Origin of the sequence: Lentzea sp. NBC_00516 (assembly GCF_036346835.1) — a bacterium.
In the GTDB taxonomy this organism is placed as follows: domain Bacteria; phylum Actinomycetota; class Actinomycetes; order Mycobacteriales; family Pseudonocardiaceae; genus Lentzea; species Lentzea sokolovensis.
Genome location: NZ_CP107840.1, coordinates 5,694,159 through 5,715,736, shown reverse-complemented (window position 1 = coordinate 5,715,736; position 21,578 = coordinate 5,694,159). Strand labels below are relative to the sequence as shown.

The 21,578-nt window shown below is 68.2% G+C and carries 21 protein-coding genes; 11 read left to right on the top strand and 10 right to left on the bottom strand.

Annotated features, from left to right (window positions below):
• Positions 1 to 119: 119 nt before the first annotated feature.
• Positions 120 to 1,820 (bottom strand): S8 family serine peptidase, encoded by a 1,701-nt coding sequence (locus OG205_RS25340; RefSeq protein ID WP_330278218.1) that lies wholly within the window; start codon positions 1,818 to 1,820, stop codon positions 120 to 122.
• A 229-nt stretch (positions 1,821 to 2,049) separates the two neighbouring features.
• Here OG205_RS25340 and OG205_RS25335 point away from each other — a divergent pair, with 229 nt between their 5' ends.
• Positions 2,050 to 3,153 carry a sugar ABC transporter substrate-binding protein gene (locus tag OG205_RS25335; protein ID WP_330270574.1) on the top strand — a complete coding sequence of 368 codons (1,104 nt, stop codon included), beginning with the start codon at positions 2,050 to 2,052 and terminating at the stop codon, positions 3,151 to 3,153.
• 16 nt (positions 3,154 to 3,169) lie between these two features.
• Here OG205_RS25335 and OG205_RS25330 read toward each other — a convergent pair whose 3' ends face one another.
• Together OG205_RS25330 and OG205_RS25325 are read right to left on the bottom strand one after the other, a co-directional pair.
• A complete protein-coding gene (locus tag OG205_RS25330) occupies positions 3,170 to 3,874 on the bottom strand; it encodes a hypothetical protein (protein ID WP_330270573.1) in 705 nt (234 codons plus the stop codon).
• A gap of 74 nt (positions 3,875 to 3,948) precedes the next feature.
• A complete protein-coding gene (locus tag OG205_RS25325) occupies positions 3,949 to 4,176 on the bottom strand; it encodes a hypothetical protein (RefSeq protein WP_330270572.1) in 228 nt (75 codons plus the stop codon).
• A gap of 238 nt (positions 4,177 to 4,414) precedes the next feature.
• On the opposite strand from OG205_RS25325, the gene OG205_RS25320 reads away from it, so the two are divergent.
• The 5 genes from OG205_RS25320 to OG205_RS25300 all read left to right on the top strand — a co-directional run bounded on the left by OG205_RS25320 (position 4,415) and on the right by OG205_RS25300 (position 7,872).
• Positions 4,415 to 4,621: a cold-shock protein gene (locus OG205_RS25320; RefSeq protein WP_330270571.1), complete on the top strand. Its 207-nt coding sequence runs from the start codon at positions 4,415 to 4,417 to the stop codon at positions 4,619 to 4,621.
• A 114-nt stretch (positions 4,622 to 4,735) separates the two neighbouring features.
• Complete coding sequence (locus tag OG205_RS25315; RefSeq protein ID WP_330270570.1) at positions 4,736 to 5,614, top strand: glutamate ABC transporter substrate-binding protein; 879 nt, start codon at positions 4,736 to 4,738, stop codon at positions 5,612 to 5,614.
• A complete protein-coding gene (locus tag OG205_RS25310) occupies positions 5,611 to 6,225 on the top strand; it encodes an amino acid ABC transporter permease (RefSeq protein ID WP_330270569.1) in 615 nt (204 codons plus the stop codon). The genes OG205_RS25315 and OG205_RS25310 overlap by 4 nt, the downstream gene beginning before the upstream one ends.
• Positions 6,225 to 6,992: an amino acid ABC transporter permease gene (locus OG205_RS25305; protein WP_330270568.1), complete on the top strand. Its 768-nt coding sequence runs from the start codon at positions 6,225 to 6,227 to the stop codon at positions 6,990 to 6,992. The genes OG205_RS25310 and OG205_RS25305 overlap by 1 nt, the downstream gene beginning before the upstream one ends.
• On the top strand, positions 6,973 to 7,872 hold the full coding sequence (locus OG205_RS25300) for an asparaginase (RefSeq protein WP_330270567.1): 900 nt from the start codon (positions 6,973 to 6,975) through the stop codon (positions 7,870 to 7,872). The genes OG205_RS25305 and OG205_RS25300 overlap by 20 nt, the downstream gene beginning before the upstream one ends.
• On the opposite strand, the gene OG205_RS25295 is transcribed toward OG205_RS25300, so the two are convergent.
• Entirely contained in the window at positions 7,869 to 8,309 is a 441-nt protein-coding gene (locus tag OG205_RS25295; RefSeq protein WP_330270566.1) for an ester cyclase, read from the bottom strand. The genes OG205_RS25300 and OG205_RS25295 overlap by 4 nt on opposite strands.
• 68 nt (positions 8,310 to 8,377) lie before the next feature.
• Between OG205_RS25295 and OG205_RS25290 the strand changes: the two genes are divergently transcribed.
• Positions 8,378 to 9,007: a TetR/AcrR family transcriptional regulator C-terminal domain-containing protein gene (locus OG205_RS25290; RefSeq protein WP_330270565.1), complete on the top strand. Its 630-nt coding sequence runs from the start codon at positions 8,378 to 8,380 to the stop codon at positions 9,005 to 9,007.
• Here the strand turns inward: OG205_RS25290 and OG205_RS25285 are convergent.
• Positions 9,004 to 10,692, bottom strand: coding sequence for an acyl-CoA dehydrogenase family protein (locus tag OG205_RS25285; RefSeq protein ID WP_330270564.1), 1,689 nt, complete (start codon positions 10,690 to 10,692; stop codon positions 9,004 to 9,006). The two genes, OG205_RS25290 and OG205_RS25285, sit on opposite strands and share 4 nt — an antisense overlap.
• A gap of 145 nt (positions 10,693 to 10,837) precedes the next feature.
• Between OG205_RS25285 and OG205_RS25280 the strand changes: the two genes are divergently transcribed.
• A complete protein-coding gene (locus OG205_RS25280; RefSeq protein WP_330270563.1) occupies positions 10,838 to 11,917 on the top strand; it encodes a WD40/YVTN/BNR-like repeat-containing protein in 1,080 nt (359 codons plus the stop codon).
• Positions 11,914 to 12,198, top strand: coding sequence for a MoaD/ThiS family protein (locus tag OG205_RS25275; RefSeq protein WP_330270562.1), 285 nt, complete (start codon positions 11,914 to 11,916; stop codon positions 12,196 to 12,198). Before OG205_RS25280 ends, OG205_RS25275 begins: the two co-directional genes overlap by 4 nt.
• 602 nt (positions 12,199 to 12,800) lie before the next feature.
• Here the strand turns inward: OG205_RS25275 and OG205_RS25270 are convergent.
• Positions 12,801 to 13,760, bottom strand: a complete 960-nt coding sequence (locus OG205_RS25270) for a zinc-binding dehydrogenase (RefSeq protein WP_330270561.1) — start codon at positions 13,758 to 13,760, stop codon at positions 12,801 to 12,803.
• 80 nt (positions 13,761 to 13,840) lie between these two features.
• A complete protein-coding gene (locus OG205_RS25265) occupies positions 13,841 to 15,307 on the bottom strand; it encodes an aromatic amino acid ammonia-lyase (RefSeq protein ID WP_330270560.1) in 1,467 nt (488 codons plus the stop codon).
• 30 nt (positions 15,308 to 15,337) lie between these two features.
• On the opposite strand from OG205_RS25265, the gene OG205_RS25260 reads away from it, so the two are divergent.
• Entirely contained in the window at positions 15,338 to 18,313 is a 2,976-nt protein-coding gene (locus OG205_RS25260; protein WP_330270559.1) for a DEAD/DEAH box helicase, read from the top strand.
• Positions 18,306 to 19,133 carry an SWIM zinc finger family protein gene (locus OG205_RS25255; protein WP_330270558.1) on the top strand — a complete coding sequence of 276 codons (828 nt, stop codon included), beginning with the start codon at positions 18,306 to 18,308 and terminating at the stop codon, positions 19,131 to 19,133. Before OG205_RS25260 ends, OG205_RS25255 begins: the two co-directional genes overlap by 8 nt.
• Here the strand turns inward: OG205_RS25255 and OG205_RS25250 are convergent.
• From OG205_RS25250 to OG205_RS25240, 3 genes are all read right to left on the bottom strand, one after another.
• The gene (locus OG205_RS25250; protein WP_442916586.1) at positions 19,130 to 20,218 is read right to left on the bottom strand and encodes an IS630 family transposase; all 1,089 of its coding nucleotides are present in this window, start codon (positions 20,216 to 20,218) and stop codon (positions 19,130 to 19,132) included. The two genes, OG205_RS25255 and OG205_RS25250, sit on opposite strands and share 4 nt — an antisense overlap.
• A gap of 524 nt (positions 20,219 to 20,742) precedes the next feature.
• A complete protein-coding gene (locus tag OG205_RS25245; RefSeq protein ID WP_330270557.1) occupies positions 20,743 to 21,015 on the bottom strand; it encodes a GlsB/YeaQ/YmgE family stress response membrane protein in 273 nt (90 codons plus the stop codon).
• Between the two features lie 62 nt (positions 21,016 to 21,077).
• The gene (locus OG205_RS25240; RefSeq protein ID WP_330270556.1) at positions 21,078 to 21,560 is read right to left on the bottom strand and encodes a hypothetical protein; all 483 of its coding nucleotides are present in this window, start codon (positions 21,558 to 21,560) and stop codon (positions 21,078 to 21,080) included.
• Between the last annotated feature and the right edge of the window lie 18 nt (positions 21,561 to 21,578).

Genomic DNA, 21,578 nt, shown 5'->3' with positions numbered 1-21,578 from the left:
ACGGCACGGTCAAGGCAGCGCGGATCTTTCAGACGAAGGTGGCGGGGGAGAGTCCACTTTCGTCGCATGCGAAAGGCCCCCGTCAAGAACCCGGGGGCCTTTCGTTGTCCTACAAGGACTTACAGGAACTGACCACCACGGGTGACAGCGCCGTAGGCATCCACGATGCCGTGACCGTAGAAGCCGTTGAACTTCGAGTCACCTTCACAGGTGGCGTCGAACTCCGGCGTGCGGCCCACGTTGACGTACGAGACAGTGCGCGGGTTCGGGCAGGCGCGCTGCGTCGCGGTCTTGTAGAGCACCTTCTCGACCTTGTCGGGGTCGAGGGTCAGACCGGCGTTCTTCTTGTCCTTCTTGCCGTACTGGCTGACGATCAGCGCGGCGACACCAGCGGCGTGCGGGGCGGCCATCGAGGTGCCCTGCAGGAACTGGTAGTAGCCGACCTTGTCGCCCTGCACGGCCTTCTTCACACCGGCGGCCAGACCGGCCTCGGTGATGTTGCCGGCCTCGTCGATCGCGCCTTCGGCGAGAGCGACGTTGCGCGGGTAGGTCGACAGGATCAGGTTCTCGTTGGTGCGGTACCACGGCGTGCCGAGGCCGTCGCGGAAGTAGCCACCGGGAGCCGAGATCGAGGTCTGCTCAAGGCCGTAGTTCGAGTAGTCGGCCTTGGCGGTCGACGGGCCGAGAGCCGACACCGAGATGACGTGGTTGCCCTCGGTGGGGAGGTTGAGGCACGTCGCGTTGTCGATCGCACGCGGACGAGCGTGGTTCGGCGGGTAGTTCGGGCTCACGGTGTCCTGGCGCGGCTTGCCCAGGTCCTCGTGGTTGTTGCCACCGGCACCGATCAGCGTGACGCCCTTGCGGTGCGCGTAGTTCAGCGCGCGCTGCACGGTCGCGGTGATCGTGCGCTGCTCCAGCTGCTCCTCGGCCGAGGCCGTGGGGTCGTTGGTGCAGTTCATGTACCAGGGGTCGACGTAGAACGACATGTTGATGACGTCCAGGCCGATGTCGGCGCCGTAGGTGAGCGCGTCGACGACGGGGTTCAGGAAGAACGAACCCGCGTCCTGGCCGCCGCGGATGTTGACGAGCGACACGCCGGGTGCCACACCGGAGATGCCGAAACCGTTGGCAGCGGCGCCGATGGTGCCGGCGACGTGCGTGCCGTGGCCGCCGTCGTCCCAGTTGGCCGGGTCGACGCAACCGCGGAACTCACACGGGCCGTCGAACACGCCACCGTCGGAGTCGTTCGGGATGTCGACGGTGAAGTTGCGCGAGAGCTCGTTGTTGAAGTTCGGCGCGATGTCCGGGTGGGAACCGTCCACACCGGTGTCGAGAATGCCGACGTACACGCGCTTGTCGCCGGCCTGCTTGGCCCGCGCGATGTTGGAGCGAACGAGGTTCAGGCCCCACAGGTCCCCGTCGAGCGGGTCCATGCCGGCGGTCGACCCCTGCTGGGCGGGAGCCTTGTTCGGCTTCTGCCCCTTGTTCTCCTTCTCGACGTTCTCCCGCTTGGCCTTCTCGGCCTTCGCCGCGGGCGCGTGCCCGATCGGCTTGGACCGAGCGGCGCCGACGATCGCGCTCGAAGCGGAAACCTTCTCCGCGAAGCCGTTCGCGGGCGCCTTGACCGTCAGCAGGCCGACGGCGTCGTTGCTGCGCACGACCTCGCCGCCCGCCGCTTCCACGGCGTCGATCGCGAAGTCGCGGTTTCCGGGTTCTTCCAGAAGGACGGTGTACTCCGTGATCGGCCCTGTGGAGGCCGGTGCGGCCCCCGCCGCCGAAGTGCCCGCTGCGATCAGCGACACCGTTGCCGCCACCGCCATCACGGTTCTGCGCGTTCTCACCTAGCTGTCTCCTCACACCCGGTCAGGGCTGGATCCAACAACACGGCGCGGCCCCCGATTGCCGCCCAAGTTGGACACACTGACACGAAAATTCGCCGCGCATCAGCGCCTTTCGTACGGAATCGAACTGTAGCCGATCGGAAGCGGAGCGTGATGTTATGAGAACAAATCTTGACTTAACAAGATTCAAGGACTGGACTCCGCGTTTATGCGAAGACGGGTAATGGCATCGTCGGCGTGCCTGCTCTTTCTCCTGTCTGCCTGTGGTGAAGCAGGTCAGGGGTCTCCGACGCTGCCTACGCGTGGTCCCAAACCAATCGTCGGGGTAATCCTTCCCGACCGAACGACATCCACGCGTTGGGAAGAGCAGGATCGTCCCCTGCTCACACAGGCGTTCAACTACGCGGACATCGAACCGTTCATGGAGAACGCCGAAGGCGACGAGGCGAAGTTCGCGCAGATCGCCGACGAGATGATCCGCCGCAAGGTGAAGGTCCTGATGATCACGCCGTTGTCGGCGGCGGGCGGCCTCGCGGTGCAGAAGAAGGCGAAAGCCGCGAACATCCCGGTCATCGACTACGACCGGGTCACGCTCGGAGGTCAAGCGGAGTACCACGTCGGTTTCGACAGCGTGAACGTCGGCCAGCTGCAGGCGGACGGCCTGCTGACCTGCCTCGGCGACAAGCCGGGCGCCAACATCATCGAGATCGAGGGCGCTCCGACGGACCACAACGCCACGCTCTTCACCCAGGGCCAGAAGTCGCGGCTGTCCTCGAAGTACGACAGCGGCGCGCTCAAGCTCGTGAAGTCGCAGCCGGTCGCCGACTGGAACAACGACCTCGGCGGGCAGCTGTTCGAGCAGATCCTGAACGAGAACCAGGGCAAGGTCGACGGCGTGGTCGCGGCCAACGACGGCCTGGCGGGCGCGGTCATCGCCGTGCTCAAGAAGAAGAACCTCGCGGGCAAGGTCCCGGTCACCGGCCAGGACGCCACTGTGGACGGCCTGCGGGCCGTGCTGCGCGGCGACCAGTGCATCACCGTCTACAAGCCGGTGCGCGACGAGGCCGAGGCCGCGTCCAGGCTGGCGATCGCCATCGCCCGCGGCGACCTGGAGGGTGCCGACGACCTCGCCACCGGCAACCTGCGGGACCCCGTCGCACGGCGTGACATGAAGTCGGTGCTGCTCGGCGCGACGCTGATCAAGAAGGAGAACGTCCGGACGCTGGTCACCGAGGGCATCATCAAACCGGCGGAGTTGTGCGCCGGCGACCTCGCCGCGGCCTGCGCCCAGCAGGACATCGTCGGAAGCTAGTGCTAGTGCTCGCTCGTCACGGCCTGTCCTGATCGGGCAGGTCGTGACGTCCCGAGATGAACTCCTGCACGGCGATCTTCGCGCGGATGATCGGCTGCCTGATCCGTGCCTCCCGGCGGTAGGCGCGGGTCAGCTTGCGCGAGCCTTCGTGGTAGCGCCAGCGCGCCCACGGTGAGCCGGGCCTGGCCAGCCGCACGGCACCCACGGCGGGCACGACCGGCACGAGCAGGCCGAGCAGCCCGGTCCAGATCTTGCCCTTGAGCAGGGCCACGATCGCGAAGCACAGGTTCACGGAGATGATGATCAGCCGGAGCGTGAACGTGGACGCCGGCGTCGTCTCCGGGTTGAGCTGCAGCACCTCGTCGTAGCCGAACGGGCGTGCGCCGAGCAGGAACGTCCCGGTGAGACCGACGGCGAGGAACACGGCGTCCACGGACAGCCGGCCGGCCTTCGTCCAGTACACGTCCCTCAGGTGCAGGATCAGCGCGAACTCGTCCAGCACCAGCGCCGCGCCCACGCCGAGAACGGCCGCGGCGGCCAGTCTGGCGCCGTGCATGTCGTCCGGGATGACGAGGCTCGTGACGCTCGACAACAGCAACAGCACGGTGCCGAACACGACGTGATGCACGTGCGTGTCGCCGTGTACGAAGTTGCCCGGCCACCAGCGCACCTTCGCCCTGATCAAGCGCACGCTGATTCGGATGAACACGAATGTGGTCACCAAGCCGATGAAGAAGAAGAGCAGTCTGTCGCTGCCGGTCAAGCCACGGCCCCCTGGGTCAACGACCCTCCAGGTTACCGGTCCCGGTAGTGGACGTTTCCTTCTACGTTTCCGATCTGGAACAGGGTGCCGTGCACGGTGCCGCTGTGCTTGTTGACGACGGGCCCGCGGCCCCCGTCGCGATCTTTCCGCTTGGCCTCTCGCACGGCGCTGGCCAGCAGCTTCTCTACCAACGCGGACAGCCCGCCGGCGACCTGTGGCGCGACCTCGACCTTGATCGACAGGGTCGTCTGCTCGGGCACGAGTACCTCCGCGGGGTCATTTGGGATCTCACGGTATCAGTGAGATCGATGGCTCGACTGAGAGTGGTGGTGCGTGGTTGACTGTCTATGGTCGTACGTTGCGTGTTCGTGGATTTCCCCGCTCGCGGAACGAGGTCGCGAGTGTGTGGTTTCTCCAGGTTCCGGAGAAGGCACCGTCGTGTCCTGACCCCGGTGGTCGCGAGCGCGATCCGGCACCTGTTAGAGGAGAAGTAGCAAGATGGCAGTACAGGGCACCGTCAAGTGGTTCAACTCGGAGAAGGGCTTCGGCTTCATCTCCCCTGACAACGGTGGCGCCGACGTGTTCGTCCACTACTCCGAGATCCAGATGAACGGCTACAAGGCTCTCGAAGAGAACCAGCGGGTCGAGTTCGAGATCGGTCAGGGCCAGAAGGGCCCGCAGGCCCAGGGTGTTCGCGCCGTCTGAGTCTGTGACTGGTCAGCACATCTGATCTGAATCTGACAAGCCGCCTGTCCACTATCGGACAAGCGGCTTTGTCGTATCTTGTGCCTGATTGATCGCGATCAGTAGCGTCGCGGCATGGGGAGACTGTTCGTAGCCGCTCTGTTGCTCTTCGTGGCCGGCTGTTCCGGCGGTGAAGGTGCTGTTCCTGGCGGGAGCAAGATCGACGCCCTGCTGGCCAAGGCACCCGTCTACACAGGTCAGGTGACTCCCGGCTCGGCCGTCGACCGCATCAGGAAGCGTGGCGAGCTGATCATCGGCGGCTCCCAGGACGCCCCGCTGCTCTCGCAGCTCGACCCGATCAGCGGCGAGCTCACCGGCTTCGACGCCTACCTGGGCAAGCTGCTCGCGCAGTACGTCGTCGGCAAGCCCTCCACGGAGCTGCTCTCCGCGACCTCAGAGACCCGCGAACCGTTGCTGGCCAACGGCACCGTTGACGTGATCATCCAGACCTACACGATCACCCCGCAACGGGCCGAGCGCGTGTCGTTCGCCGGCCCGTACTACCAGTCAGGGCAGTCCATCGCGGTCCGCAAGGGCACGTCCGGCATCGCCAAACCCGCCGATCTCGCCGGTAAGACGGTCATCGTCGGCGCGAACACCCCTGGCGTGAAGGCGGTGCAGGACGCGGCGCCCACCGCGAAGATCCTCGAGTTCGGGTCCGATCCCGAGTGCCTGACGGCGTTGAAGCAGGGCCGCGGCGAGGCCTACGTGCAGGACCAGGCGATCCTGGTGGCCGACGCTTCGAAGGACAGCGAACTGCAGCTCGTCGGTGAGCCGTTCACCGAGGACCCGTACGGCATCGGCATCAAGCACGGCGACGCCGAGTTCACCGAGTTCGTCGACGACTGGCTGCGCGAGATCGGCAAGTCGGGGCTGTGGCAGGAGGTCTGGAAGCAGACGATCGGCACAGTGGTCACCGGCGACGCGCCGGCGCCACCCGCGATCGCCTCATGAGCCTGGTCCTCGAAGGCTTTCTGAACACCGTCGCCCTGACCCTGCTGTCGTTCGCCGGCGCGTTGCTCGTCGGGTTGCTGGTGGCCGTGCTGAGGATCGTGCCCGTGCCGTTGCTGCGGGGTGCCGGGGCGGCCTACGTCGAGTTGTGGCGGAACATCCCGCTGCTCGCGTGGCTGGTGCTGTTCGTGTTCGGGCTGCCGGAGGTGGGCGTGAAGATGCCGCTGTTCTGGACGGCCTTCACGGCGATCGCGCTGTACGAGGCGGCTTTCGTGGCGGAGGCGCTGCGGTCGGGTGTGAACTCGGTGGCGTCCGGGCAGGGCGAGGCCGCGCGGGCGTTGGGCCTCTCGTTCCGGCAGTCGTTGCGGCACGTGATCCTGCCGCAGGCTTCGAGACGCGTCGTGCAGCCGTTGGCGAACATCGCGATCGCGTTGACGATGGCCACGGCGCTGGCCGGTGTCGTCGGCGTGGTGGACATGACCCGTGCGGCGCAACGGATCAACCTGGAGCTCGCGCAGCCGTTGCTGGTCTTCACCGGCGTCGGCCTCTGTTATCTGGTGATGGCCGCCGGCATCGGGTTCGGTGCGCGGGTGCTGGAACGGCGGCTGGCCTGATGTTCGACGCTCCCGGACCACGTGCGCGCCGCCGGATCTTCTGGATCTCGGTGGTGGCCGCTCTCGTGCTGGCCGGACTGGTGGCGCTGGGGTTGCGGCAGTTCGCGGCCGGTGGGCAGCTGGATCCTGTCCGGTGGAGGCCGTACCTGACCTGGCCCGTCTGGCGGTATCTGCTCAACGGCCTGTGGTCGACAGTGGTGGCGGCGTGCGCGACCGGCGTGCTGGCGATGGCGGGCGGGTTGCTGCTCGCGTTGCGGCCCAACCGGTTCACTCGCGCGTACGCCGAGGTCATGCGCACGGTTCCGGTGTTGCTGCTCGTGTACGTGATGCTGTTCGTGCTGCCGTCGTTCGGCGTGAACCTGCCGCTGTTCTGGAAGCTCGTGGTGCCGTTGGCGTTGTCGCACGCGGCCTCCTACGCGGTGATCTTCCGGGCGGGCGTCTCGGCGGTCGATCCCGGCCAGCGCGAGGCCGGGTTGTCCCTCGGCATGCCGGACGACGTGGTGACGCGGTTCGTGGTGCTGCCACAGGCCGTGCGGCACATGACGCCGTTGCTCGTGACCCAGGCTGTCAGTCTGTTGAAGGACACCTCGCTGGGATATGTCGTGTCCTACACGGAGTTGTTGTTCAACGGCCGGGTGCTCGCGAACTACAACGGTCTGCTGATCCAGACGTTCATCGTCGTCGCGTTCGTCTACCTCGTGGTCAACCTGGCGCTGTCCAGGCTGGCCCATCGGCTGGAGGCTTCTCGTGCCCGCACTGCTCGCTGAGGTCACCCGGTCCGGGTTCGTGGAGAGCCTGCACCACGGCAGCGTCGTCGGCCTGCTGCCGTCCGGTGACATGGGCGTGTCCGTTGGTGCGGTGCAGGATCCGGTGCTGCCGCGGTCGTGCATGAAGCCGTTCCAGGCGCTGGCGTGCCTGTCCGCCGGAGCGCCACTCGCGGGGCCCGCGCTGGCGATCGCGGCCGGGTCGCACACGGGGGAGGACCGGCACGTCGAACTGGTGACGCGGCTGCTCGGCGAATTGCCGGTGGGGTTGTTGCAATGCCCGCCGTCGTGGCCGGAGGACGAGGAGACCCGTCAGCGTGTGCCGGAACCCTCGCGAGTGCGGATGAACTGCTCCGGCAAGCACGCGGCGATGCTGGCGGCGTGCGTGGCGTCGGGGTGGTCGACGCAGACCTATCTGGAGCCTTCGCATCCGTTGCAGCAGCTGGTGATGCGGACAGTCGAGGAGCTTTCGGGCGAGTCCGTCGCGCACACGGCGATCGACGGCTGCGGTGCGCCGGTGTACGGACTGTCGTTGCACGGCTTGGCGCGCGCGATGCAGGGGTTGGTGCGCACACCCGTTGCCGATGCCATGCGCGGGTTTCCCGAGTACGTCGGCGGAACCGGGCACGTGAACACCGTGGTCATGCAACGGTTGCCGGGCGTGGTGGCCAAGGGTGGCGCGGAGGGTGTGCTGGTGCTGGCGACCACGGCCGGGCACGCGGTCGCGGTGAAGGTGCTCGACGGCAACCCCCGTGCCACGACGGCGATCGGGCTCACGGCGCTGGCGGCCCTGGGGTTCGACGTGTCGCCCGCCGAGGAATCCCTGTCCGTGCCGGTGCTCGGGGGCGGGCAAGTCGTCGGGGAGGTGCGCGTGGTCCTCTAGAACTTCTCGGGGACGTCGAGCATGCCGAGCTGGCTCATGACCGTCGCCGTGTCGCCGTAGACCCGTTCGCAGACAAGAACGTCCTTGTCGAAGAGGAAGAAACCGACCATCCTGACCTTGAACGACCGTCCGGTGATTTCTTCGCCGATGAGGCTGCCGAGGTGCGTGCCCTGCAACTCGAACTCGAGGATCACGGCGTCGTCCGCGTGATGGACGTCGATGACCTTGTTGCGCTGGTCGGGGAACGCCGCTCGGGTGCGCTGCCAGTAGTCGCGGACCGCGTCCACGCCTTCGAAGACCTGGCCGGACGCCATGATCTCGTAGCGGGGGTGCGGAAACGTGTTCAGGGAGGTGTCGAAGTCGTGTTCGTTCTGCGACTCCATGTGCTCCAAGACGATCGCTTCGCGCAGCGCTCTGAGCGCCTTGGACTCGGTCATGCCGGCCGACCCTCCTACGTACGCCGTACGTCGCAGGGAAGTTACTCCACGTCGTATGGTCTCCGCCAGTGTCCTCATCACGTGAACCGCTGACCCGTGCCCGCATCGTGGATGCGGCAGTGCGGTTGATCGAACGTGAGGGCGTGGAGGCCGTTTCGATGCGTCGTCTCGCCGCGGAGCTGGGCGCGGGCACGATGTCGTTGTACAACCACGTGCCGAACAAGGCGCTACTGGTGGATCTCGCGGCCGAGCGGATCATGGCCGAGGCGCAGCCGTACACCGTCGACAGCGACGACTGGCGTGATCACATCCGGGCGCACGCCCGTGCGGTGCGGGAGCTGGCGCGCCGGCACCCCCGCGCGTTCGTGATGCTGGCGACGCGGCGGCTGAGCACCGAGGCGGGGTTCCGGACGATCGAGGCGGCGCTGATCAACTTCGACCGCGCCGGGTTCCGGGGCAAGATCGCCGTCGGGATGATGCGGGCGATGGTGTCGTACCTGTTGGGCACGTTGATGCGGGAGGTCGCGACCTCGCCGGAGCTCGGCGGCATCGCGCTGTCTCCCTACGTCGACGTCGACATGGCGGCGTTTCCGCTGTCCGCCGGGGTTCTCGACGAGCTGGGGACCTACGACCACGATCATGAGTTCGAGTTCGGGCTCGAACTCATGATCGCGGCTTTGGAGCGCTACCAGTCCTAGGGGCGCATCTCGTACTGGCCGGACAGCGCCTCGACCTGCTGCCAGACGGCGTCGAAACGGGCCTGGTCGACGTGCGGCTTGCGGATCTGCGCGACGGCCCACTGCTGCTGGGCCTCGGTGCTGCTGGCCTTCCCGTGCAGGGCGGTCGCGTAGCCGGCGAAGTCGCGGACCAGGACGTCGAAGATCTGGTCTAGGACGCTCTGGTCGGTCTTCGTGATCCTCGCCTGCTCCAGGACCAGCTGGCCGTAGACGACCAGGGTGAACAGGTGGCCCAGGTTGAGCAGGAAGTCGAGGTCCTTCTGCTGGTCCGCGTCCGGCGCGGCCGTGGTGAGCAGCGTCTTGATGGCGTTCGCCTGCTCGTGGAACAGCGCCACGTTGGGCAGGTGCGCGTGCTCGGCGTAGATCGGCTCCCAGTCGTGGAACTGGATCTTGCCGAGGCCGCGCGCGGGGCCCTGGTGCCAGAAGAAGTCGTCGTCGGTCGCGTCGTGACGCGTCGGGACCTCGTCGTAGGCCTTGGGGTTGAAGAGGTAGTTCGGCATGAACTTCAGCACCAGGGCCAGGTTCACGTGCACGGTGCCCTCGAGCTTGGGCAGCGCGCGGATGTCGGCCGTGGCGCGGGTGAAGTAGGTGTCCTTCTCGAAACCCTTGGCGGCGATGACGTCCCAGAGCAGGTCGATGACGTTCTCGCCCTCGCTCGTCACCTTCATCTTGGTGATGGGGTTGAAGAGGAGGTAGCGGCGGTCGTTCTCGTTGGCGCTTCGGAAGTAGTCGACCGACCTGTCCGCGAACAGCTTCATGGCGGTGAGGCGCGCGTAGGCGTCGACGAAGTTCTGGCGCACGTGCGGGAAGTTCGTGACCGGGTTGCCGTAGAGGATCCGGTTGTGGGCGTGCGTGATCGCCTCGTAGAACGAGTGCTCGCAGATGCCGATGCTGGCCGTGCAGAGGTTGAACTTGCCGACGTTCACGGTGTTGAGCGCCGCGCTGAACGCGTCGGGGCCGCGGTGCAGGACGTCCGCGTCGGTGATCGGGTAGTCGTCGAGGCGGAACTCGCTCACGAACATCTGGCTGTCCACGACGTTCTTGACCAGCTCGAAGTTCTCGTGCTGGCTGTCGACGGCGAAGAAGACGTACTCGTCGGAGTCCGCGAGCTTGCCGAAGACGCTGACCATGCCGGCGACGTTGCCGTTGCCGATGTAGTACTTGCTGCCGGTCGCGGTGTAGCCGGTCTCCGTCTTGGTGACGATCATGTCGGTGCTGTAGACGTCGGCGCCGTGCTCCTTCTCGGAGAGGCCGAACGCGAAGACCGCGCCGCTGTCGAGGAGGGCCGCCGCCTTCTGCTTGGCCTCCTCGTTGCCGCTCATCCAGATGGGGCCGAGGCCGAGAACCGTGACCTGCCAGGCGTACCAGTACTGCAGGCCGTAGAAGCCGAGCACCTCGCTGAACGCGGCGTTGCGGGCGGCGTCCCAGCGCTTCGTGCCGTTGACGCTCGCGGGCGTGCAGAAGGTGGCGAAGAGCTTCTCGCGCTTCACGAAGTCGAGGAACTCGGTGTACCAGACCTTGTCCTGCGCGTCCGCGATGAGCTGCCGCTTGCCGCGGGCCTCGAACCAGTCGACGGTCGCCCTGAGCAGGCGCCGCGTCTCGTCGTCGAGGTGGGCGGGGTCGTAGTGGTTCGGGTCGAGCAGCACTGGCGCCTCCTTGCGTCTCTTCTTTCGGACGCTACCAGTGAGTAACTTGTGGGTCTACGTGGGGTTTCCCTCGCGCTCAGAAATTGTCAGACCCCCGGCGTAACGTGCTCCGCATCACATCTTCTGACTGGGAGGCTGCGTTGCGATGACGGTGGTCGTGGCGATCGGTACGCGCAAGGGACTGTGGCTCGCCCGTAGTGAGGATCGGGTCACGTGGCAGGTCGACGGGCCGCACCACGCGATGCAGGAGGTGTACGCGGTCGCGTTCGACTCGCGTGCGGGCCTGCGCCTGATGGCCGGCGTGTCCTCACCACACTTCGGCCCTGGCGTGTCCATCTCGGACGACCTGGGCGCCACCTGGGAGGAGTCCTCCACGCCACCGATCGCATTCCCGGTGGAGGACGCCGCGTTGGAACGCGTCTGGCAACTCCAACCGGCTCCAGCCTCGCAACCGGGCGTCGTCTACGCGGGCACCCAGCCGTCGGCGCTGTTCAAGTCGTCGGACGGCGGCCGCTCGTTCGAGTTCGTCGAGGGCCTCTGGAACCACCCGCACCGCCCGGAGTGGGAGGCGGGCTTCGGCGGCCAGGCGGTGCACACGATCGTGCCCGACCCGGTCGACCCCGACCGGATGCTGGTGGCGATGTCGACCGGCGGCGTCTACCGCACGGCCGACGGCGGCAAGTCCTGGGAGGCCCGCAACAAGGGCATCAAGGCGTACTTCTTCCCGGACCCGTGGCCGGAGTTCGGCCAATGCGTCCACAAGGTCGCACAACACCCTTCGTCGCCTTCGCGCTTCTACGCCCAGAACCACCACGGCGTCTACCGGAGCGACGACGGCGGCGACACCTGGCAGTCCATCGCCGAGGGCCTCCCAACCGACTTCGGCTTCGCGATGGTCGTCCACCCCCACGACCCGGACACGATCTTCACGTTCCCGATCGAGGCCGACGGCCGCCGCTTCCCACCGGAAGGCAAGTGCCGCGTCTACCGCTCCCGCGACGCCGGCGCCTCCTGGGAGGCTCTGGGCGAAGGTCTCCCCGACGCCTTCTGGACAGCCGTGATGCGCGACGCCATGTGCGCCGACGACGCCCCGGTCCCCGGCGTCTACTTCGGTTCCCGCTCAGGCGAGGTCTACGCCAGCCCGGACGAGGGCGAGACCTGGCACCAGGTAGCCGCCCACCTCCCGGACGTGATGTCGGTCCGAGCCGCGGTGATCCCGACGTGAAAGTCACGGTCCTGATCCCAGGCGTCCTGCGCAACACCACCGACGGCGCCGCCCACCTGGACGTCGAAGTCCCAGACCCAGCCACCCTGGGAGCAGCCCTCGACGTACTGGCAGACACCTACCCGGCCCTGGACCGCCGCCTGCGCGACGAACGATCCACCCTCCGCCGCTACGTGAACTTCTACGTCAACGGCGAGGAGTGCCGCCGCCTGTCCGGCCCGTCCACCCCACTCCCGGCAGGCGCCGAGATCCAGATCCTGCCGTCGGTGGCAGGAGGCTGACGCCTGGTCAGGGCCGGGTTGCGCCGTACCGGGGATGGCGGCGCACCCCGGCCAGGCCGGCAAGCAGCACGCGGGCCGTGTCCGGTCGGGTCGGGTCGGGTCGCGGGGAATTACGAGCCGTGGCCCAACTCCAGCCAGTTCCGGCCAGCGTTGGCCACCCGGACGGGTGAAGCTGGTCCCGATCCACGCCTGACGCCGTCTAGTAGATGTCCGGAAACCATGATCACCTTCCCCCGCAAAGCGGAAGGGGGCGGGCGGCGGCGGAAAGGGCGGCAGACGGAGGCGAGCGAGAAGGCCCGACTGGACAGGACGAACTCCCTGGTCTGGCCCTCCAGACCAACCGCCCCGATCGACTGCCCAGACCTGCCATCCTGATCGACCCCCGGCTGGCCGCCCCGCTGATCGCCCGATCGACCGCCCAGACCAGCATCCCGATCGATCTCCGGCTAGCCGCCCCGATCGCCGTGACCGATCGCCGTGACCGATCGCCGTGACCGATCGCCGTGACCGATCGCCGTGACCGGCCACCCCGACCAGTGCCCTTTGCTTGGCCGTCATCGACCGGTTGCCCCGAGCGGACCCGCCCTGCTGCACGGGAGTGATCAGATCAGCAGAAGCGACTTGCCGAGGGTGGCGCGTTCCTCCAGCGACCGATGCGCCTTCTCGGCCTCCGCCAACGGGTACGTCGCGCCGATCACCGGCCGAAGCCGGCCCTGCGCCGCGAGAGCGAGCGCGTCCGTGTGGAGTCCGTGCAAGGTCGCCGGGTCGGGCGCCCCGGCCGCCAGCACGTTGTCCACGTGCACTCGCCGCCGGCTCGCCTGTTCCGGGTCGATGTCGGCGAACCCGTCCGAGCTGCCGTAGGTGACGAAGCGGCCGCCGTCGGCCACGGCCTCGAACACGGCCCTGCCGAGCGCGCCTCCCGCGCCGTCGAAGGCGAGGCCGACCCCGCCCGTTGCCTCGCGGACCTGGTCCTGCCAGCCGTCGAGGGAGTAGTCGACGGCGAGTTCCGCGCCCAGTTCCCGGCTCAGCGCGAGCTTGCGCTCGCCGCGGGCCGCGGCGATGACCCGTGCGCCGGCGTCGCGCAGGAGTTGGACCAGCAGCGAACCCGCGCCGCCCGTCGCGGCCGCCACCAGGACCCAGTCGCCTTTGGTGATCTCCACTCGGCGGGCCAGCAGTAGTGCGGTGGCGCCGTCGTGCACCATGGCCGCCGCCTCCGCCGAGCCCAGGCCGTCCGGGACCTCGACGATCTCGTCGGCAGGGAAGAGGGTCTGCTCGGCGTAGCCGCCGGGGGCGCGGGAGAGGACGCGGCGGCCCAGCCAGGCCGGGTCCACGCCTTCGCCTACCGAGAGCACGCGGCCGACGCCGCCTCCGCCGGGTACGTACGGGAGGGTCAGTGGGAAGTACTCGCCGCCCCAGCCGCTGCGCAGCAGCGTGTCGAGGAGGATCACGTCGGCGACTTCCAAGGCCACCGCGACCTGTCCTGGACCTGCTGCCGGCTCGGGGATCTCTTCCACGCGGAGCACCTCGGGTCCGCCGAACTCGTGCACACGGACAGCACGCACCGCAACCACATCCCCAACTCGATCAACCTGGTCGCGTTCCACCGTAAAAGCTCAAGTTTGGTGGAGATCAAGGCTGGATGTCAGCTGGTGGCGAAGTCGTCCAGGAGTGCCGAGGCCACCTCCACGTCCGGGCTGAGCTGGCGGTCGGACATGTCCGGGTTGAGCTTCGACTCGGCTGTCTCGAAGGCGGACCGCAGCGACGGGGTTTGCGGGGTGATGCCGCGCAGCCGCAGGGCGCGGACGGCGGCGACCACCTCGCAGGCCAGGACCAGGCGGAACGCGGTCAGGGAGCGCAGGGCTTGAGACGCGGACTGGAAGGCGAAGCTCGAGTTCTCCTCCTGGCCGCGCGACACGACGGCGTTGCCGATGCTCGCGGGTTCGGCGAGGGTGCGGACCTCGGCCAGTGCCGAGTTGGCGCTGTATTCGAGGATCATCACGCCCGAGCTGCCTCGCACGCCCTCCGCCAGGAACGGGCGCAGGCCGGTGAAGTTCGGTTCCACCAGTGTTGCCAGGCGGGCGGTCGAGATGTGGCCGGTGTGCAGCATCGACAGCCGGAGGCGGTCCAGCGCCTGGCCCAGGTACGCGCTGTGGAAGGCGCCGTGGTGGTAGGCGGCGTCGTCCTCCGGGCCGAAGTGGTCAGAGACGATCAGCGGGTTCTCGGCGGCGGCGTTGAACTCCACGTCCAGGACGCGGGCCAGGTCGGTGGCGGCGTCGACGGCCGGGCCGTGGATCTGCGGGAAGCAGCGGTAGCCGAACGGGTCCTGGATGCGTGCGGCCGGGCGTGGGGGTTCGCCGATCAGGCGGCGCATTTCGGCGGCCACGGCGACTTGGCCTGGGTGCGGGCGGCCCAGGTGGACGCGTTCGTCGTAGGCCTCGGCGGCTCCGTCCACGGCCAGGAACGAGAGCGCGGCGACTACGTGCGTGGCCTTCAGCAGGAGGTGCGCGTCCTGCCAGGCCAGGCCCGCCATGCCGATGGTGAGTGCGTTGCTGCTGATCAACGCCAGCGCGTCGCCCGAGTCGAGCTCGATCGGGTCCGGGGTCTGCGTGGAGCCGAGCCAGTAGCGCTCGCCGAGCAGGGTCAGGCCCGTTTCGGCCAGGGCGGTGAGGTCGCCGGTGCCGATGGCGCCGTACTCGTGCACGCCGGGGTAGCAGCTGCTGTTCAGGGCGGCGAGCAGTGCGTCCGCCACGGCTCTGCGCACGCCGGCGCCGCCCGCGAGGAGTTGGTTGAGGCGCACGACCATCATGGCGCGCACCTGTTCCTCGGGGAGCATGCCGCCGAGTCCGCCCGCGTGGCTGCGCAGGAGACGAAGGCCGTGCTCGGCCCAGCCTTCCGTGCTGACGATCTGGTCGCGGTTCGCGCCCACACCGGTCGTGCGGCCGTAGACCTGTCGTCGCACCACGAGGCGCTGGCTCGCGCCCCACGACGCTTCGAGGCGTGCGACGCCATCAGCGTGCAGAGCCACCGGGGAGTGGTACCGCGCGACGCGCACCACGTCGTCGGCGCTGAGGGACTGACCGTCCAGCACGACAGGGGAGTCTTCGACCATGGCACCAATGTGAGCACATAGGGTTCGGAGGTGCTCGTACTGCATGGCCTGTGCACGACCGACGGCGTCCTCGCGCTGTGGGCCGAAGATTCCGGGCTGCCCGCACGCAGTGAGAGCACGCGACGGGACGCACCGCACCCGTTCGCGGCGACGGCCGAGTCGCTGGCCGCCGCGCTCGGGCAGGAACCGCTCAAAACGACCACGCGGGCGTTGCTGTTGCCGTCCTTCTCGTCGGGTCCGATGGCGTCGCCCGAGCTGGTCCGCGACCCGCTGACGGCTGGACGGGCGCCGCGCGGCAAGGTCCAGTTGCGACAGTGGGGCGTCCCCACGATCCGCCTCGACGGCGCCCCGGAACTCGGCGGCGAGATGCGGCTGAGCGACTCCGCGCGGTTCGTGTTCGACGTGGCCGGGTTCGCCGCCGACCTGGTCGACCGCGGCCGCGTGCTGCCCTCGGTCGCGCCGGAGCGGGCCGTCGCGCGGTGGGTGCCGGTGCTGTCGGGAACGGACTCGGCTCGGTTCGCGGCGCTGCAGGCCGCGATGCCTCCCGCCTGCCGGTGCGAGGAGATCGTCAGCGACCCTGCGGAACTGGTGCGTGCGGCCCTCACGACCGCGGTCGACGAGCAGGTGCGGAGCCGGTTGAGCGGCGCCGCGCTCGCTCCGGCACGACGTGGCCGCGTGACGACGGCGGAGTCGTGGCTCGCCGCGCTCACCGGCGAACCCGCGTTCGACGCCGACCCGGTCGAGCTCTACGAACTGCGCGAGCAACTGGACCGCTGGCGGGACAGCGCGGGCAACGAGAGCCCGGTGCGCACGTGCTTCCGGCTGCGCTCGCCCGAGCAGCGCGAGGACGACGAGTGGGCCGTCGAGTTCCTGCTGCAGGCCGTCGACGAGCCGAGCGTTCTCGTGCCCGCGCACCAGGTGTGGTTCGCCGACGACGGCGTGCTGCGGCGCTGGATCCCGGCACCGCAGGAGCACCTGCTGGCCGATCTCGGCCGCGCGAGCAAGCTGCACCCCGAGCTGGACGAGGCGTTGCGCGGCTCGCATCCGGCCGAGATGGAGGTCGACGCGGAAGGCGCGTACCGGTTCCTGACAGCGGCGCCCGTGCTGGCGCAGGCCGGGTTCGGCGTGCTGCTGCCGTCGTGGTGGCAGCAGACCACGAAGCTCGGCCTGAAGCTCACCACGAAGAGCCGCGGCACGGCCGGAACCGTTGCCAAGGAGAGCGAGATCGGCCTGAAGTCCATTGTGGACTACAAGTGGGAGCTCGCCCTCGGCGAGGACACGCTGACCGACGCCGAGCTCGCCGAACTGGCCAGGGCGAAGGTGCCGCTGGTCAAGGTGCGCGGCCAGTGGGTGCAGGTCGATCAGAAACGGCTCGCCGCGGGACTCGCGTTCCTCAAGCGCGGCGGCGGGCAGATGACCGCGGCCGAAGTGATGCTCCACAGTGGACTCACCGAGGAGGACGAGAGCCTGCCGCTGCCGCTGATGTCCGTCGAGGCCGACGGCTGGCTCGGCGACCTGTTGTCCGGCAAGGCCGACGAGCAGATCGAACCCGTTGAGCCGCCGGAGAACTTCCTCGCGCAGCTGCGCCCGTACCAGCAGCGCGGTCTGGCCTGGCTCGCGTTCCTCGACAAGATCGGCCTCGGCGCGTGCCTCGCCGACGACATGGGTCTGGGCAAGACGGTTCAGCTGCTGGCGCTGGAAGCGTTGAACCGCAGTCACGGCAAGAGGCCGCCCACGTTGCTGATCTGCCCGATGTCGGTCGTCGGCAACTGGCAACGCGAGGCGGCGCGGTTCACCCCGGAACTCTCGGTGCACGTGCACCACGGCGCGGACCGCCTGGGCGGTGACGCGCTGCGCGAAGCCGTGGAGAGCAACGACCTCATCCTCACCACCTACGCGCTGGCCGCCCGCGACGCCGACGCGCTGAGCGACCTCGCCTTCGACCGCGTGGTGCTCGACGAGGCGCAGAACATCAAGAACAGCGCGACCCGCCAGTCCCAGGCCGTGCGCCAGATCAAGGCGCGCCACCGCGTCGCGCTGACCGGCACGCCCGTCGAGAACCGCCTGGCCGAGCTCTGGTCGATCATGGACTTCGCCAACCCCGGCGTGCTGGGCACGGTCAACACGTTCCGCGCCCGCTTCGCCGTCCCGGTGGAGCGGCACAACGACCAGGGCGCCGCCGCCCGCCTGCGCAAGATCACGAACCCGTTCGTGCTGCGCCGCGTGAAGACGGACCCGCGCATCATCAGCGACCTGCCCGACAAGGTCGAGATGCGCCAGCTGTGCAACCTCACCACCGAGCAGGCCTCGCTCTACCAGGCCGTCGTCAACGACATGCTGGAGAAGATCGAGGAAGCGGAGGGCATCGGCCGCAAGGGACTGGTGCTCGCGACCATGTCGAAGCTCAAGCAGGTCTGCAACCATCCGGCCCACTTCCTCGGCGACGGCTCCCGCGTCGCCGGCCGCTCCGGCAAGCTCGCGCGCCTGGAGGAGGTGCTCGAGGAAGTGCTCGCCGAGGGCGACAAGGCGTTGTGCTTCACGCAGTTCACCGAGTTCGGCAGCATGCTCGTGCCCTACCTGGCCGCGCGCTTCGACACCGAGGTGATGTTCCTGCACGGCGGCACGAACAAGGCCTCCCGCGACCGCATGGTCGAGCGCTTCCAGGACAAGAACGGCCCGTCGCTGTTCCTGTTGTCGCTCAAGGCAGGCGGCACCGGCCTCAACCTCACCGCCGCCAACCACGTGATCCACCTGGACCGCTGGTGGAACCCGGCCGTCGAGGACCAGGCGACCGACCGCGCGTTCCGCATCGGCCAGCGCCGCAACGTGCAGGTGCGCAAGTTCGTCTGCATCGGCACGCTGGAAGAACGCATCGACGCCATGATCGAGGAGAAGCGCGCCCTGGCCCAGCTGGTGGTCGGCGCCGGCGAGAACTGGCTCACCGACCTGTCCACCGCACAGCTGCGGGACCTGCTGACGCTGTCCGGGGAGGCCATCGGTGAGTGAGCACTGGTCGGGCGAACGCCCTCGCTTCGGCAAGACCATCAAGGTGGACAACGGCATCAAGGCGACGAGCAAACGCGGTGACATCGGCGCCACCTGGTGGTCGAGGCGGTTCATCGAGGTGCTGGAGTCGTTCGGCATGGGCGGCAGGCTGACCCGGGGCCGCAACTACGCGCGGCAGGGCCAGGTTCTGTCGTTGTCGCTGTCCACGAGCATGGTCGTCGCGCTGGTGCAGGGCTCGCGTCCCACGCCGTACAAGACGCGGATCGCGATCAAGTCGTTCACCGGCCAGGAATGGCAGCGCATCGAGCACGCACTGGCCGGAAAAGCCCTGTACGCCGCCAAGTTGCTGGCCGGCGAGATGCCGAGCGACATCGAGACGTTGTTCGCCTCCCTGGGGTTGCGGCTCTTCCCCGCGACGCAGCGCGAGCTGACGATGGACTGCAGCTGCCCGGACTGGGAGGTGCCGTGCAAGCACCTCGCCGCCACCTGTTACCTGCTGGCCGAGTCGTTCGACAAGGACCCGTTCGAGATCCTCGCCTGGCGTGGCCGCGGCCGTGAGGAACTGCTCGACCGCCTCCGTGCGTTGCGTGGAACCGTGCGTTCGGCTGTGGTGCGTGAGGAGGCGCCTCCGCTGACGAGGTGCCTGGACACGTTCTGGCAGAAGCAGACCGCCACGAGCATCAACCTCGGCGACCCGACCGCGGCGGTGCGTACGGACGCGGTGCTCGACCAGCTCGACGGCGTGCCGATCACGGTGGGCCGGTCGTCGCTGGCCGACCTGTTGCGTCCGGCGTATCTCGCTCTGAAGCCGGGCGACTAGTGTCCTGAGTCGTTAATTCTCTGACAGTAGGCGGCTAGGGACTCGAGGATCTGGTCTGCTGTGCGGGTCCAGACGTAGGGCTTGGGGTTGGTGTTCCACTGCTCGATCCAGCCGCGGATGTCTTTCTCCAGTGCGGTGACCGAGCGGTGGACGCCCCGGCGAAGAAGCTTGACGGTGATCTCGGCGAAGAAGCGTTCGACCAGGTTGAGCCAGCTTGAGCTGGTCGGGGTGAAGTGCAAGTGGAAGCGTGGGTGCTTGAGCAGCCACGTCTTCACCGCGGGTGTCTTGTGGGTACTGAGGTTGTCGAGGATGACGTGGACATCCAGGCCGGTGGGCACGTTCTTGTCGATAGTGCGCAGAAACGCCAGGAACTCCTGGTGCCGGTGACGGCGTTTCACCGCGCTGATCACCTGTCCGGTGGCGATCTCCAGCGCTGCGAACAGGCTCGTGGTGCCGTGCCGGATGTAGTCGAAACTCTGTCGCTCGGGCACGCCGGGCAGCATCGGCAACACCGGCGCCGAGCGGTCCAGTGCCTGAATTCCGGTCTTCTCGTCCACGCACAACACCACGGCTTTCGCGGGCGGGTCGAGATAGAGGCCGACGACATCGCGGACCTTGTCCACGAACAACGGATCCTTGCTGATCTTGAAGGTGTCGACCTTGTGCGGCTTGAGGCCGAACGCCCGCCAGATCCGCGAGACCGCCGACTGCGACATCCCGACCTGCGTGGCCAGTGACCGGGTCGACCAGTGCGTCGCGCCGACCGGCTTGGTCTCCAGTGTCGTGACCACGATCTGCTCGACCTGATCGTCGGTGATCGTGCGCGGCCGGCCTGGGCGAGGCTCGTCCGACAACCCGTCCAGCCGGTCGCGCAGGAACCGTGCCCGCCAGGTCGCCACCGTCTGACGGCCCAGGCTCAACTGTTGCGCCACAACGGTGTTCGACTCACCAGTCTCAGCACATGCCAGCACGATCCGGGCTCGCAACGCCAACGCCTGCGCAGTTGTCCGCCGACGCGTCCAGCTCTCCAGGACTCGACGTTCGTCATCGGACAGGGTCAGCGGCACCAGTTTCGGGTTCGGCACCGACACAATCTAGTGCTGATGCCGAATTAACGACTCAGGACACTAGAACAGGTCGTCGATCGACTTACCGGTGGACGGCTTGGTGCGGTCCGCTTCGTCGTGCAGCCGGCCGGTGACAGGACCGCGAGGCTTTCGTGGTGAGGCCAGGCCCGGGACGACTGCCGCGAACTGACCCCTGCGTGATCAGACCCAGCCGAGGCGCAGGAACACCGACGCATGCAGCCGCTCGGCGCCTGCATGCGGCCAGGTGTCGATGTTGTGAGATCCGCTGGGGCGCTGGGGTTCGGGCGCGTTGGGGCGCGGGAGGCAGCGCGGTTCGGACCGCGGACAGCTGTGTGAGAGGTGCACGCCGGCAATGCGGAGCGGCCGGGAACGGCAGGCGTTCGCCGGGACCGGCCGGCCGTGGACCCGTTGGGCGCTGTGCGGTCCGGGCGCGGTGGCGTGTGGGCGCGCGGAGGGCGTGGCGGCTCGGGTCTTGGGCGGACGGGTGGGTGGGCGGCTGTGGGCCGCCCTTGCCCGGAGGGTCAGCGGTGGAGTTTCTGCCTGGAGCGGTTGGCCAGCAGGGTCACGCCGGCGCCGGCGAGGCCTACCTGCAGGGCCAGTTCGATCCAGTCGATTCCCGAGGTGTTCGCGACGCCGAGGACCGTGGCGGCCGCGGTGCCCAGCAGGGCGGCGACGATGCCTACGAGGATGGTCGCGAGCAGCGAGACGTGTTGCCTGCCTGGGATCACCAGGCGGCCGAGACCACCGATGATGGCTCCGAAGAGCAGCGCGGTGAACAAGCCGCCGATTTCCACTGTTACCCCCTGAGACTCTGGTGCTTCCTACTCCAGAATCCGCTGGGCGCGGGCTTCGCGAATCAGGTCTTTCCCTGAGTGGCCCCTGACTTTCCCCCTAGCAGCACGGCGGCTGTGGCGGAGAGTTCGCGGCCGGGCACGTCCGGATCGCAGCCCACCCTCGCCAGGCGGGCGCGGATGGCCGTGGGGGAGCGCTGCATGTCGTCGGCCAGGGACCTGATCAGCGCGGGGGACAGGAGGTCGGTCGGGGTGAGCCAGGTGGTGCGCAGTTCGGTGTCGAGGGATTCGGTCCAGGGCTGGTTGGCGTTCGCGTGGCGAGAGGCGCGGCTGCGCAGGCGCGTGTGGGCGCCCAGGACGCGGGCGAGGAGCTTGCCGATCGTGGTGCCGCCCTCGACCGGCAGCCGGAGGCGGCCGTCCGCGACCACCTCGCCCGAGTCGAGCGAGCCCAGCAGGTCGAGCACCATCGATTCGTCGGAGTCGGTCGTCGCGCTCAGCCGGTAGTTGACCTCGCCGAGCTTGATCTCGTTGTGGAAGGTGGATGTCATGGGGTCGACGTTAGGGAG